At 68.2% G+C, this 12364-nt stretch carries 12 protein-coding genes and 1 pseudogene; 5 read left to right on the plus strand and 8 right to left on the minus strand.

The window, feature by feature from the left end:
- Positions 1-75 precede the first annotated feature (75 nt).
- From HWN72_RS01830 to HWN72_RS01850, 5 genes and pseudogenes are all read right to left on the minus strand, one after another.
- Positions 76-1344: an adenosylmethionine--8-amino-7-oxononanoate transaminase gene (locus HWN72_RS01830; protein WP_211149645.1), complete on the minus strand. Its 1269-nt coding sequence runs from the start codon at positions 1342-1344 to the stop codon at positions 76-78.
- A pseudogene (gene bioD / locus HWN72_RS01835) lies at positions 1341-1972 on the minus strand (dethiobiotin synthase). Before bioD ends, HWN72_RS01830 begins: the two are co-directional and overlap by 4 nt.
- A complete protein-coding gene (locus tag HWN72_RS01840; protein WP_211149646.1) occupies positions 1969-2754 on the minus strand; it encodes a methyltransferase domain-containing protein in 786 nt (261 codons plus the stop codon). The pseudogene bioD and the gene HWN72_RS01840 overlap by 4 nt, the downstream one beginning before the upstream one ends.
- The gene (locus HWN72_RS01845; protein ID WP_211149647.1) at positions 2751-3362 is read right to left on the minus strand and encodes an alpha/beta fold hydrolase; all 612 of its coding nucleotides are present in this window, start codon (positions 3360-3362) and stop codon (positions 2751-2753) included. Before HWN72_RS01845 ends, HWN72_RS01840 begins: the two co-directional genes overlap by 4 nt.
- Positions 3359-4534 carry an 8-amino-7-oxononanoate synthase gene (locus tag HWN72_RS01850; RefSeq protein WP_211149648.1) on the minus strand — a complete coding sequence of 392 codons (1176 nt, stop codon included), beginning with the start codon at positions 4532-4534 and terminating at the stop codon, positions 3359-3361. The genes HWN72_RS01845 and HWN72_RS01850 overlap by 4 nt, the downstream gene beginning before the upstream one ends.
- A gap of 269 nt (positions 4535-4803) precedes the next feature.
- Between HWN72_RS01850 and ybeY the strand changes: the two genes are divergently transcribed.
- The 4 genes from ybeY (at position 4804) to HWN72_RS01870 (ending at position 8133) form a co-directional block, all read left to right on the plus strand.
- On the plus strand, positions 4804-5310 hold the full coding sequence (ybeY, locus tag HWN72_RS01855; RefSeq protein ID WP_211149649.1) for an rRNA maturation RNase YbeY: 507 nt from the start codon (positions 4804-4806) through the stop codon (positions 5308-5310).
- Between the two features lie 7 nt (positions 5311-5317).
- The gene (locus HWN72_RS01860; RefSeq protein WP_211149650.1) at positions 5318-6235 is read left to right on the plus strand and encodes a hemolysin family protein; all 918 of its coding nucleotides are present in this window, start codon (positions 5318-5320) and stop codon (positions 6233-6235) included.
- Positions 6236-6290: 55 nt separating this feature from the next.
- Positions 6291-7175, plus strand: a complete 885-nt coding sequence (locus HWN72_RS01865) for a LysR substrate-binding domain-containing protein (RefSeq protein WP_172705104.1) — start codon at positions 6291-6293, stop codon at positions 7173-7175.
- A 226-nt stretch (positions 7176-7401) separates the two neighbouring features.
- Entirely contained in the window at positions 7402-8133 is a 732-nt protein-coding gene (locus tag HWN72_RS01870) for a DUF2059 domain-containing protein (protein ID WP_211149651.1), read from the plus strand.
- Positions 8134-8224: 91 nt separating this feature from the next.
- Here the strand turns inward: HWN72_RS01870 and HWN72_RS01875 are convergent, their stop codons facing one another.
- Entirely contained in the window at positions 8225-9244 is a 1020-nt protein-coding gene (locus HWN72_RS01875; RefSeq protein WP_036525997.1) for a PhoH family protein, read from the minus strand.
- A gap of 261 nt (positions 9245-9505) precedes the next feature.
- On the opposite strand from HWN72_RS01875, the gene HWN72_RS01880 reads away from it, so the two are divergent.
- Positions 9506-9997: an RcnB family protein gene (locus HWN72_RS01880; RefSeq protein WP_375154509.1), complete on the plus strand. Its 492-nt coding sequence runs from the start codon at positions 9506-9508 to the stop codon at positions 9995-9997.
- A 187-nt stretch (positions 9998-10184) separates the two neighbouring features.
- Here the strand turns inward: HWN72_RS01880 and HWN72_RS01885 are convergent, their stop codons facing one another.
- Together HWN72_RS01885 and miaB are read right to left on the minus strand one after the other, a co-directional pair.
- Entirely contained in the window at positions 10185-10892 is a 708-nt protein-coding gene (locus tag HWN72_RS01885) for an alpha/beta fold hydrolase (protein ID WP_211149652.1), read from the minus strand.
- Positions 10889-12235, minus strand: a complete 1347-nt coding sequence (gene miaB, locus HWN72_RS01890) for a tRNA (N6-isopentenyl adenosine(37)-C2)-methylthiotransferase MiaB (RefSeq protein WP_211149653.1) — start codon at positions 12233-12235, stop codon at positions 10889-10891. The genes HWN72_RS01885 and miaB overlap by 4 nt, the downstream gene beginning before the upstream one ends.
- Positions 12236-12364 lie beyond the last annotated feature (129 nt).

The following is a 12364-nucleotide window of genomic DNA, read 5'->3' on the forward strand; positions in this document are numbered from 1 at the left end:
AGAGGCTCGATCCATGACCGTGCCATGGAATATCGCTCCGGGAAATGCCTGCCCGGCAGATGCCCGGATCGGCCGTCAGAACGAGACGACGGCCTCGCCGATGGCGTTCCACACGTCGTCGAGCTGGTCGTCGGTGATGCAGTAGGGCGGCATCACGTAGACGGTGTTGCCCAGCGGGCGCAGCAGCACGTCGCGGCTGCGGAAGAAGGCCATGAGTTCGGGCGCGAGGCTGTCCATGTAGCCGCCGGTGCCCATCGTGCGCATGTCCAGCGCGGCGATCGTGCCGAGCGTGCGCGGGTTGTCGAAGTGGCAGAACCGGCCCAGCTTCTCCAGCCATGCGGCCTGACGGCGGGCGAGGTCGTCGATGCATTCGCGCACCGGCTCCTCGGCCCAGATGGCGAGGTTGGCGGCGGCGGCGGCGCAGGCCAGCGGGTTGGCGGTGTAGCTGGAGGAATGGAAGAACATCTTCGCGCGGTCAGTGGACCAGTGCGCGGCGAAGATTTCCTCGGTCGCCATGGTTACCGCCAGCGGCAGCGAGCCGCCGGTCAGTCCCTTGGACAAGCACAGGATGTCGGGGACCACGTCGGCCTGTTCGCAGGCCAGCAGGGTGCCGGTACGGCCCCATGCGGTCATGACCTCGTCGGCGATGAACAGGACGCCGTAGCGGGTGCAGATTTCGCGCATCGCCCGCAGCGTTTCCGGGCCGTAGACCAGCATGCCGCCCGAGCCGAGGATCAGTGGTTCCAGGATCAGCGCGGCTATGTCGCCCTCGCGGCACAGGGCTTCTAGCGCGTCGAGCGTGTCCTGCTCGGCCCCGGCGGCAGGATAGGGAATGCGGCCGACGTCGAACAGCAGCGGCGCGTAAGGCTGGTTGAACACCCCGCGCGCGCCCACCGACATCGCGCCGATGGTGTCGCCGTGGTAGGAATGCTCCATCACCACGATGCGGTGGCGCGCTTCACCCTGCGCATGCCAGTACCCGAGCGCCATCTTGAGCGCGACCTCGACGCTGGTGGAGCCGCTGTCGGAGAAGAATACCCGCGTCAGTTCGCTCGGCATGATCGCGGTCAGCCCGGCGGCGACCTGCTCGGCGGGTTCGTGCGTCCAGCCCGCGAAGATCAGCTGGTCGAGCTTCTGGGCCTGCTCGGCCACGGCGGCCATGATGCGCGGGTGGCAGTGGCCGTGGGTGGTCACCCACCAGGACGAGATCGCGTCGATCACCGTGCGCCCGTCCGCCGTGTGCAGCAGCGCGCCTTCGGCATGGGTGACGAGCGGGATCGGCTCGCCGAGGCCATGCTGGGTGAAGGGGTGCCAGACGGGGGAAGCGGCCGGGGGCAGGGTCACGCGAAGTCCTCCAGGCGGAAGTTTGCGGCAAAGGCGGCGGCCAGCGTCTCGGGAGTCAGCGGATCGAGGCGGGGCAGGCGGCCGAGGCGCTTGACGTTGCCCATCGCGCAGATGGTGGCCTCGCTGTCCTCCACCGGATCGCCGACGAAGGCCACGCCGAGCACGTCCACACCGCGCGCGCGCAGGGCCTCGATCGAGAGCAGCGAGTGGTTGATCGTGCCGAGCATCGTGCGCGCCACCAGCACCACAGGCGCGCCCCAGCGGGCGAACTGGTCGGCGTAGGTTTCCGTGCGCGAGATCGGCACCAGAGCGCCGCCTGCGCCCTCGACCACCAGCGGGCCATCGATGTCCGGCAGGGCGAGGCGGGCGGTGTCGATGGTCACGCCGTCGATCTCGGCGGCGAGTGGGGGGAGCAGGGCGTGGTCAGGCTATAGGCCTCGGCCAGCACCTTGCCTTCGGGCAGTCCGCCGAGGAAGCCGACGCGCTGGGCGTCGGGGCCTTCCTCCTCGATTCCGGCCTGCACCGGCTTCCAGTAATGCGCGCCCAGCGCCCCCGCCAGCGCGGCGGCCAAGACGGTCTTGCCGATGCCGGTATCGGTGCCGGTGACGATCAGGGTGCGTCGGGTCATTGGGGGCTCACGTAAGGAAATGTCGGGGGGCGGCGCAAGTGGCAGGTCACCACCTCGTAAGTGACGTTGCATCCGCTTTGGGCGAACCGCGCCATCACCGCGCGCAGCTGCGCCGGGTTGAGAGGCCGGTGCGAAGGCGCGGAAGTGCCCGCGCCGATGGCCTTGACCGCACGTACGAAGGCGCGCGGATCGGGGTGGGTTTCGGTCACGTCCTCGACCAGCAGCGTCTCGGGGGAGAGCGTCGCGAAAGCCTCCACCGGGGGGTAGGCGGGGGTGCCGGGGGCGATCCCCTCGGCCTCGTGCGCGGCGCGCCATTCGTGGAAACTGCGCGGTCCCAGCGTGGTGACGACGAGGTGCCCGCCGGGCGCCAGCCACTGCGACAGGCGGGCGAGGGCGGAGGGCGTATCGTCGAACCACTGCACCGCAAGGCTTGAGCAGATGAGGTCGAAAGGCGCGTCCTCGGGGGTGCCATGCTCCCCGTCGAGGGTGGCGAAATGCAGGGTGCGCCGGTCGTCGGAGGCGGGAAGCGCGGCGCGGCAACGCTCCACCATTTCGGGCGCGATGTCGGTGACCAGCCAGTCGCCGCCGATGCGCTGCGCCATCAGGGCGGAGGTCAGGAAGCCGGTGCCGCAGCCGATCTCCAGCACGCGCGGGGCGGGCGGAAGGTCCAGCGCGGCGATGCGCGCGGCGAGGGTCGTGGCGACCTCGCGCTGGATGCGGGCATGGCCGTCGTAGTCGGGTGCGGCGGCGAAGGCGCTGCGGATGCGCTCGCGGCGGCTCATGCGAGCATCCCGCGAATGGCGGCGGCGCAAAGCTGCGGAGCTTGCAGCGGGAGGAGATGGCCGCCCGCTTCGTGGTCGATGCGGCGGACCTGCGCCCCGGTGAACGTGGCGGCGCGCATCTCGGGCGGGAGCAGCGGGTCGGCGCCGCCATGGATCGCCAGTATCGGCACGTCCGGCAGCGACGGGGCGGCGTCGCGCAGGCGCAGGAGGTCGGCGGCGAGCGCTGCGGGGTCGATTTCTCCGAAGGCCTCGGTGGAGCCGCAGGTCTTGCGGAACTCGGCGAGCACGCCGCGCGGGTCGGTCTCGAAGCGGCGCAGCATGCGGTCGAGCACGCGGACCGGGACACCGGGGCGGCCGGGCAGGGCGCTGAAGCGCTCGAACCCGTTGATCGCGACGATGCCGGTGAGCCCCGGCGGCGGGGCGGCAAGGATGCGCATGGTGCCGAAGGAATGGGTGACTGCGAGGCAGGGGCCTTCGACGGCAGGCTCATGCGACGCACCAAAGTAGCCGCGGTCGTAGCTGACGTGCGCCCACTCGGGCAGCAGCGCGGCGAGCGGTTCCCAGAAGCGGTGGTCGAAGCCCCAGCCGTGGGCGAACAGCAGCTTCACCCCCGCTCTCCGGCGATTGTCTCGATCGCGGCGAGCAGGGTGTCGATGTCGGCCTCCGAATGCCCGGCGCGCAGGGCGAGGCGCAGGCGGCTGGTGCCGGCCGGCACCGTCGGCGGGCGGATCGCGGAGGCGAGGAAGCCTGCCGCCTCCAGCCTTGCGGAGAGCGCCATCGCCTCGTCCTCCGGCCCGATCACGGCGGGCACGATCTGGGTCGAGGACGCGCCGTGATCGAGGCCGAGGCGGGCCAGCCCTGCGCGCAGCCGGTCGCCCAGTGCGGCGAGGTGCACGCGCTCGGCATCCATGCCCGGCAGCAGGTCCAGCGCGGCGTCCACCGCGCCCAGCACGGCGGGCGGCGGGGCGGTGGTGAAGATGAAGCCGCTCGCGGCGTTGGTCAGGTAGTCGATCAGCACCTGCGATCCGGCCACGTAGGCGCCGAAGCCGCCCAGCGCCTTGCTGAAGGTGCCCATCACAAGGTCCACCTTGCCCGGCACCAGCGCCGAAAGCCCGCGTCCCTCGGGGCCGAGGACGCCGGTGGCATGGGCCTCGTCGACGAACAGCGCGGCGTCGTGGCGCTCGGCGATATTGGCGAGGCGCACCATGTCGGCGCGGTCGCCGTCCATCGAGAACACGCTCTCGGTCAGGATCAGGCGGGCGGGGGCATCGGCCCCCTTTTCCGCCAGCAGGGTTTCGAGGTGGCCCAGGTCGTTGTGGCGGAAGCGGTGCTGGCGCACGCCCGCCATCGCGATTCCCGCGTGCATCGAGGCATGGATCAGGCGGTCGGTGAATATGGCCACGCCCGGGATGGCCGCGAGCAGCGCCGGGATCACCGCCGCGTTGGCCTGCCAGCCACTGGCGAAGATCAGCGCCGCCTCGCAGTGCTTGAATTCCGCGATGCGGGCTTCGAGGGCAAGGTGTGCCGCGCTCGTCCCCGTCACCAGCCGTGAGGACCCGGAGCCAGAACCGTCCCGCGCGGCCCACTCGGCCGAGCGCTCCACCAGCAGCGGATGGCGCGCGAGGCCGAGGTAATCGTTGCTGGAAAAGTCGAGCATCGTGCGCCCGGCGCGCTCGATCCGGCCGCCGGGCAGCAGGGTCGTGGCGCGCAAGGTCCGGCGCTGTCCGGCGCGGGTCACGCGCTCCAGCGCTGCCTCGAGGTGTGAATCGAGCCGGCTCATGCCTCGCCCGGTATGGCAAGCGGGTCCTTGGCACAATGGGCGGTTTGTCCGGGGGGAAGTATGAAGGGGCGTCCGGCGAGGTTTCGGCGATCGTTTCCTCTCTCCCACGGGGCCTTGCCGGATGCTTGCCCCGTCATTGCGAGCGCAGCGAAGCAATCCAGGACGGTGTGGCACTGCCCTGGATTGCTTCGCTGCGCTCGCAATGACGAGGTTGGGGGCGAGGGCGGAACCACTCGACCCCGGCCACACCGCGCGATAAGGCGCGTTTCATGGACCTCGAAATCGACATCGAAGAACCCTGGGACGCCGCGACCGACTGGGCCGATCTCGCGCAGGCGGCGCTGGAAGCCCTCGCCACCCTCGCGCCCGAACTCGACAACGAGCGCCTCACCACCAGCCTGCTGTTCACCAGCGACGCCGAAGTCCACGTCCTCAACCGCGAATGGCGGGCCAAGGACAAGCCGACCAACGTGCTCTCGTTCCCCATGCTGGAGCGCGAGGCCCTGCTCGATCTGGACGAGGACGGGCCGCCCGAAATGCTCGGCGACCTCGCGCTGGCGTGCGAGACCTGCACGCGAGAAGCGGCGGAAAAGGGTATTCCGGTCGAACACCACGCCACGCATCTCATCATCCATGGCCTGCTCCATCTGGCGGGCCACGATCACGAGACGTCTGACGAGGATGCCGAGGCGATGGAGGCGCTCGAAACAAAGGCACTTGCAGTTTTAGGCATTCCCGACCCATATGGGGACCGCACTGCAGCAACAGGGATTTAACCGTACGATGGCCGACAATGGCCGCCACGCCGACTCCGGTTTCGGAGAAGGGGACAGTACCAACACGCTTTGGCGTGCATTCAAGCGGCTTTTCCACGCAGAGGGCGACCAGTCCCTGCGCGCCCAGCTTGAGGAAGTCATCAACGAGCACGAAGGTGAGGCCAGCGGCGCGCTGACCGGCGATCTCTCGCCGATCGAGCGGCAGATGCTGCGCAACCTCCTGCATTTCAGCGAGCACGACGCCGACGACGTCGCCATCCCGCGCAGCGAGATCGTGGCGATCCCCTCCTCGGCCAGCTGGGCCGAAGTGGTGGAAGCCTTCGCCGAGCACGGCCACAGCCGCATGCCGGTCTACGGAGAGACGCTCGACGCCATCAAGGGCATGATCCACATCAAGGACGTGTTCCCGCTGCTGGCCCGCAGCGCGCCCCCGCCCGAGGACTGGACGACGCTGATGCGCCAGCCGCTTTACGTGCCGCAATCGCGCGGCGCGCTGGATGTGCTGGCCGACATGCGCGCCCAGCGCATCCACCTTGCGGTCGTGATCGACGAGTACACCGGCACCGACGGCATCATCACCATCGAGGACCTCGTCGAGGAGATCGTCGGCTCGATCGAGGACGAGCACGATGATGCGCCCGAGGAATTGCTGGTTGCAATCGACGCAGGTATGTGGGACGCGGACGCCCGAGCCGAACTGGACGATGTGGCTGAGCGGATCGACCCGCGGCTGGCCGAAGTCGAGGAAGCGGTTGATACTCTCGGCGGCCTGGCTTTCGTGCTGGCCGGACAAGTGCCCGAAGTGGGCGCGGTCCTGGACCATGAAAGCGGCTGGAAGATCGAGGTGACGGATGGCGACGAGCGGCGCGTGACGCGCCTGCGCCTGCATCCGCCCGTGGAAGAGTTGGAGAGCGAGGCCGAATAACCGCTGTCGCCGGACCCTCCGGCGGCGGCCATAACCGAGTGAAAAGACCGCAATAGTGCCAGTACGTCGTCTACCTCCCCTGCGTGCGCTCGAAGCTTTCGTGCGCGTGGTGCGTCTCGGTTCCGCCAAGGCGGCGGCCAACGAGCTGGCGCTCAGCCCTTCGGCCCTGTCGCGCCGCGTCGCCGCGCTGGAGGACTTCACCGGCAAGCGCCTGTTCACCCGCCAGCACCAGGCGATGAAGCTGACCGACGAGGGGCAGGCGTTCTACACCGCCATCGCGCCCAAGCTGGAAGAACTGGCCGAGGCGGTGGAGGCGCAGATCGATCGCGGCCAGGTGCTGCGCCTGCATCTGGGCGTGCCTTCGCTGTTCGGCGGCCAGCGCCTGTTCCCGCGCCTGCCCGAACTGCGTAAGCTGCATCCGCGCCTGCACATCGACATCGATACCGGCGCGCATCTGGAAGACCGCGTCGGCGATACGCTGGACGCCGCGATCATCCTCGCGAAGGAGCCGGACCCGCAATATTACCGGGTGCAGCTCGATCACAACAAGGTCTACGCGATCACCTCGCAGGCGCTGGCCGAGGAACTGGGCCCGGTGCCGGACGAGGCGAAGCTGTCGCGCCAGACTTTCCTGATCCATCAGGACCTGCCCGACAGCCTCGATGCGTGGAAGCGCGCGATCGACCTGCCCGATCTCGACCCGGCCTCGGTCGACCGCTTCGATTCCGGCCAGCTGGTGCTGGAGGCGGCGGCGCAGGGTCTGGGCATCGCGATCATGCACGACGACCACTTCCGCCGCTCGCACGATACCCGCCTCGCGCGGGTCTACGACATTGAGGTGGAGAGCCCGTACCGCTACTGGTTCGTGTGTCGCCCCAAGTCGCTGGAAGCGCGGCCGGTGCGCATCTTCCACGAGTGGCTGCTGCAAGCGGGGCTTTGACCTTTCGGGTCGTCGCGGAGCTGATCCGAGGCCCTTCGACAAGCTCAGGGCGAGCGGAGTTGGTGCAAACCTCCCGGTCCCGCTTAGGCTGAGCTTGTCGAAGCCCGCGCGGCGGGGCGCACGATCTGGCATCTGCGACCAACCATCATTTTCATTTTTCCCATAGTGGCGAACGGGATATGCCCTGCGGCGTCCCGTTCGAGCGGGCCTTGTGGGAGTATCTCAGATGCGTTTCGTCCTTACCGCTTGCACCGCCCTGCTGGCGTCCGCTTCGCCTGCTCTTGCGGCCGAGCCCGTAGCTGCCACCGACCCGGCGCGTCTTGCCGCTGCGAAGCAGACGGTCGACTACGTGTTCCCACTCGGGACTTATGGCCGGATCATGAACGGCACGATGGACAAGATGATGGATTCCATCATGGATTCCATGATGCAGATGCCGCTCAAGGACCTTGCCGGGATCAGCGGCGTCGATACCGAGAAGCTGGGCAGCGGCACCATGGCGCAGATCATGGAGATCTACGACCCGGCCTTCAAGCAGCGCATGTCGGCCACCACCCGTACGATGATGACCGACATGATGGGCCTGATGACCCAGTTCGAGCCCGACATCCGCGACGGTCTGGCGAGCGCCTACGCCGGACGGTTCGACGCGAAGCAGCTGCAGGAGATGAACGCCTTCTTCGCCACGCCGACGGGCAAGGCCTACGCGGCGGATTCCTACATCATCATGATGTCGCCTGAGGTCATGAACAGGATGCAGGCGCTGATGCCCCGGCTGATGAAGGAAATGCCGGCGATCATCGACAAGGTGAAAACGTCAACCGCCGATCTGCCCGCCCCGCGCAAGTACGCGGACCTCAAAAGCGCCGAGAAGGACAAGCTGGCCGGGTTGCTCGGCATTTCGCGCAAGGAGCTGGACGAGGGCGAGGCGAAGAAGATGGAGCCTGCCTCCGAATAATTCGTTCGTCATTGCGAGCGAAGCGAAGCAACCCAGGGCGGCGTAGTGCTGCCCTGGGTTGCTTCGCTTCGCTCGCAATGACGAGGAGAGGTTAAGCGTCCGGCCCTTCGTAAGCCTCGACGATGCGGCCGACGATCGGATGGCGCACCACGTCCGCCGCCGTGAAGCGGGTCACCGCGATGCCGTCCACGCCCTCCAGCCGGGCGACCGCGTCGGCGAGTCCGGAATGGCGGTCGCCGCCGGGGATGTCGACCTGGCGCGGGTCTCCGCACACCACCATGCGGCTGTTCTGGCCGAAGCGGGTGAGGAACATCTTCATCTGCTCGCGCGTGGTGTTTTGCGCTTCGTCGAGGATGACGAAGGCATCGGCCAGCGTGCGGCCGCGCATGAAGGCGATCGGGGCGATCTCGATCTCGCCGTTGGCGAGGCGGCGTTCCACCTGCTCGGGCGGCATGCAGTCGTACAGCGCGTCGTAGAGCGGACGCAGGTACGGATCGACCTTGTCCTTCATGTCGCCGGGCAGGAAGCCCAGCTTTTCGCCCGCCTCGACTGCCGGGCGCGAGAGGATCAGGCGCTGGACCGAGCCGGTCATCAGCTGGCTGACCGCCTGCGCCACCGCCACGTACGTCTTGCCGGTGCCTGCCGGGCCGAGCGCGAAGATGACGTCCGACTTGGCGAGCTGGCGCATGTAGTCGATCTGCGTCGCCGAACGCGGCACGATCGTCTTCTTGCGGGTGCGGATCATGATCGGCGGCGCGCCTGCGTCACCAGTGATGATGCCTTCGAGGGTGGGTTCGGTGCTCATGGCGATCAGCGATTCGATGGCGCCGGAATCGAGCGCCTGCCCCATCTCCAGCCGGTGATACATGCCCTTGAGCGTGTCGCGCGCGCGGGCGACGGCATCGTCCGGCCCTTCGATCTGGATCTTGCTGCCCCGGGCGGAGATGTACACGCCGAGGCGGTTCTCCACCTGCACCAGATTTGAATCGAATTGCCCGAACAGCGCTCCCAGCAACACAGGTTCGTCGAAATCTATTTCGACACGCGCCCGACGGTGGGTTTCGGGGCGGAATTGTGCCGGATCGACGGCACGGGCTGCTTTGCGGGCCATGTGCTCCTTTCATCCGAGATTGATGTCTCGTTCTACCGTGAAGATGGCTCCACAGGGCGCGCCCCGCAAGGAGGTTTCTGCAAAATTTCCTGCGTTTCGTCGGGGATAACTGCGCGTTTCGGCGCTCCGGCATGCAACTGTCGCAAGGGTGCGACACTTATGTCCCCACGCTGCACGCCGCATTCCCGGATCGTTCAGGAGCGCGCGGGCAGTTTCCAATCAGAAGGCCGGATACGGCTCTTGAGAAGAAGGAGAATACAGGTGCGCAAGTTCTTCATGATTGCCCTGGCTGCCGGTGTAGCCCTGCCGACCGTCGCGGTCCCGACCATGGCCTCGGCACAGAGCGCCCGCGAAGTCCGTGACAGCGCCCGCGAGGTTCGCCGCGACGAGCGCGACTTGCGCCAGGCCCAGCGCTACGGTGACCGCCGCGACGTCCGCGATGCCCGCCGCGATGTGCGCGACTCTCGCCAGGAACTGCGCGAGGACTGGCGCGACTATCGCCAGTCGCATCGCAACGACTACCGCCGCCCCGCCTACGTCGGCCCGCGCGGCTATCGCTATCGCCCGGTGGCGGTCGGCTACCGCTTCCAGCCCGCCTACTACGGTGACCGCTACTGGGTGCGTGACTATGCCCGCTATCGCCTGCCCGCCCCGCGCGCCGGCCATCGCTGGGTCCGCTACAACAACGACGTGGTCATGGTCAACACCCGCACCGGCCGCGTGGTCACCGCGCACAACGGCTTCTTCTGGTAAGAAGCACGCCCCCTTGCAGGAAGAGCCCCGGAGCGCGAGTTCCGGGGCTTTTTCGTGGATGCCCGCCTTTCGTCATTGCGAGCGCAGCGAAGCAATCCAAGGCGGTTTGCGCTGCCCTGGATTGTTTCGCTGCGCTCGCAATGACGAACCTGTGTGATCTTGACTCGCCGTTGGCGGACAGGCTCGACTACGCCGAAAGCCACTCACGCAGCGCCGCGTTCACCGCTTCCGGCCGCTCCATCAGCGCCATGTGGCCGCATTTGGGGATCGTCACCAAGGTCGCACCCGGCACGGTCTGCGCGATCGTGCGCGAATAGTGCGGCGGCGTGGTGCGGTCGTCCTCGCCGACCAGCACCAGCGTCGGCACCGCGATCGCGGCGAGGCCCGGCAGCGGATCGGCGCGGGCGATGATCGCGCCCTGCTGCCGTTCGAACGCCTCGATCCCGACGCGCATGGCCATTGCAACTACCGCATCCCCGATCGCCGGGTCCGCCTGCGGATGGACCAGCAGCCCGAGACTGCCGCGCAGCACCTTTTCGAAGCCGCGTTCCCGCGCGGTCCTGACGGCGGCGCGGCGGACGGCGGCATAGTCGGGCGCATCAGCCGTGGCGCTGGTGTCGAGCAGGGCGAGCCGCGTGACCCGCTCCGGCGCGCGGGCGATCACTTCCATCGCCACGTAGCCACCCATCGAGAACCCCGCGAGCGCGAAGGTATCAGGCGCATCGTCGAGCAGCCGCTCGGCCATGGCGGCGATCGAGCCGTCGCTGAGCGTATCGGCGACGGTCATGTCCGCCACGTCCGCCAGCGCAGCAGTCTGGGCGCGGAAGACCTCCGCGTCGCAAGTCAGGCCGGGGACGAGGACGAGTGGCTGCCGGCCCGAATTTACAGCGTTCACGCCACCTCTGCGGTCAGCGGCACCGCACCGAGGCTGTTCGGCCCGGCGCTGGTGACCTCGACGCGCACGATCTGGCCGACCTCTGCCTCGCCGGTGAAGTGGACCGACTGCAGCCACGGCGACTTGCCGAGCCACTGTCCGGCATGCTTGCCCTTGCGCTCCACCAGCACGTCGCAGGTCCTGCCGACCGTTGCGGCGTTGAACGCCAGCTGGTCGCGGTTGAGCGCGGACTGGAGGCGCTGCAGCCGCTCGTCCATCACGGCGGCGGAGACTTGGTCGCCCATCGTCGCGGCAGGCGTACCGGGGCGGGGCGAATACTTGAAGCTGAAGCACTGCGCATAGCCGACCTCGTCGACCAGCCTCAGCGTATCCTCGAATTCGGCGTCGGTCTCGCCGGGGAAGCCGACGATGAAGTCGCCCGACAGCGCGATGTCCGGCCGCACCGCGCGCACCCGGTCGAGAATCTTGAGGTAGCTCTCGACCGTATGGCTGCGGTTCATCGCCTTGAGCACGCGGTCGTTCCCTGCCTGCACCGGCAAGTGGAGGAACGGCATCAGCTTGGCGTTCTCGCCGTGGGCGTCGATCAGGCCCTGCGTCATGTCGTTTGGGTGGCTGGTGGTGTAGCGGATGCGCGCCAGTTCCGGGATCGCCGCCAGTTCGCGCGCCAGCCCGTCGAGGCCGACCGTCTGCCCCTTGGCGTTCTCGCCGGTCCAGGCATTGACGTTCTGGCCGAGCAGCGTGATCTCGCGCGCGCCGGCCTCGACCAGCAGCTTCGCCTCGTCGATCAGCGCGGCATAAGGGCGCGAGACTTCGGCGCCGCGGGTATAGGGCACCACGCAATAAGTGCAGAACTTGTCGCAGCCTTCCTGCACGGTCAGGAACGCCGTGGGGCCGGACCGCTTGCGGCGGGGCAGGGCGTCGAACTTGGTCTCGGCGGGCATGTCGGTGTCGGTGACGCGCTCGCCCGCGCTGGCGGCGCGGACCATCTCGGGCAGGCGGTGGTAGGCCTGCGGGCCGACGACCATCGTTACCGCGGGCGCGCGGGCCATGATCTCCTCGCCCTCGGCCTGCGCGACGCAGCCGGCGACGGCGATCATGGGTGCCGATCCGTCGTCGCGGTCCCAGTTCTTCACGAGACGGCCGATGTCGGAATAGACCTTCTCCGCCGCCTTCTCGCGGATGTGGCAGGTGTTGAGCACGACCAGGTCCGCCTCCTCGCCTTCCGGCGCGGCGGTGATGCCCTGTTCGGCGAGCAGTTCGGCCATGCGGTCGCCGTCGTAGACGTTCATCTGGCAGCCGAAGCTCTTGACGCGGTAGGTCCGGGGAGTCGCAGTCGTTTGCATCGCGCGCCGTTAGCGCAAAAGGGTGGGTTTGGACAGGGGGACTGCCTTTTATCCTCCCTGTCGCGCAGCGATGGGGAGGTGGCAGTCCGCAGGGCTGACGGAGGGGTTCCTCCCCCTCCACCACTCGCT

This window comes from Novosphingobium sp. HR1a (genome assembly GCF_015594425.1).
GTDB lineage: Bacteria > Pseudomonadota > Alphaproteobacteria > Sphingomonadales > Sphingomonadaceae > Novosphingobium > Novosphingobium resinovorum_A.

Coding starts and splice junctions, on each gene's coding strand:
- HWN72_RS01840 (WP_211149646.1), bottom strand. CDS start 2,754: ATGAGCCGCCGCGAGCGCATCCGCAGCGCCTTCGCCGCCGCACCCGAC.
- HWN72_RS01850 (WP_211149648.1), bottom strand. CDS start 4,534: ATGAGCCGGCTCGATTCACACCTCGAGGCAGCGCTGGAGCGCGTGACC.
- ybeY (WP_211149649.1), top strand. CDS start 4,804: ATGGACCTCGAAATCGACATCGAAGAACCCTGGGACGCCGCGACCGAC.
- HWN72_RS01860 (WP_211149650.1), top strand. CDS start 5,318: ATGGCCGACAATGGCCGCCACGCCGACTCCGGTTTCGGAGAAGGGGAC.
- HWN72_RS01870 (WP_211149651.1), top strand. CDS start 7,402: ATGCGTTTCGTCCTTACCGCTTGCACCGCCCTGCTGGCGTCCGCTTCG.
- HWN72_RS01875 (WP_036525997.1), bottom strand. CDS start 9,244: ATGGCCCGCAAAGCAGCCCGTGCCGTCGATCCGGCACAATTCCGCCCC.
- miaB (WP_211149653.1), bottom strand. CDS start 12,235: ATGCAAACGACTGCGACTCCCCGGACCTACCGCGTCAAGAGCTTCGGC.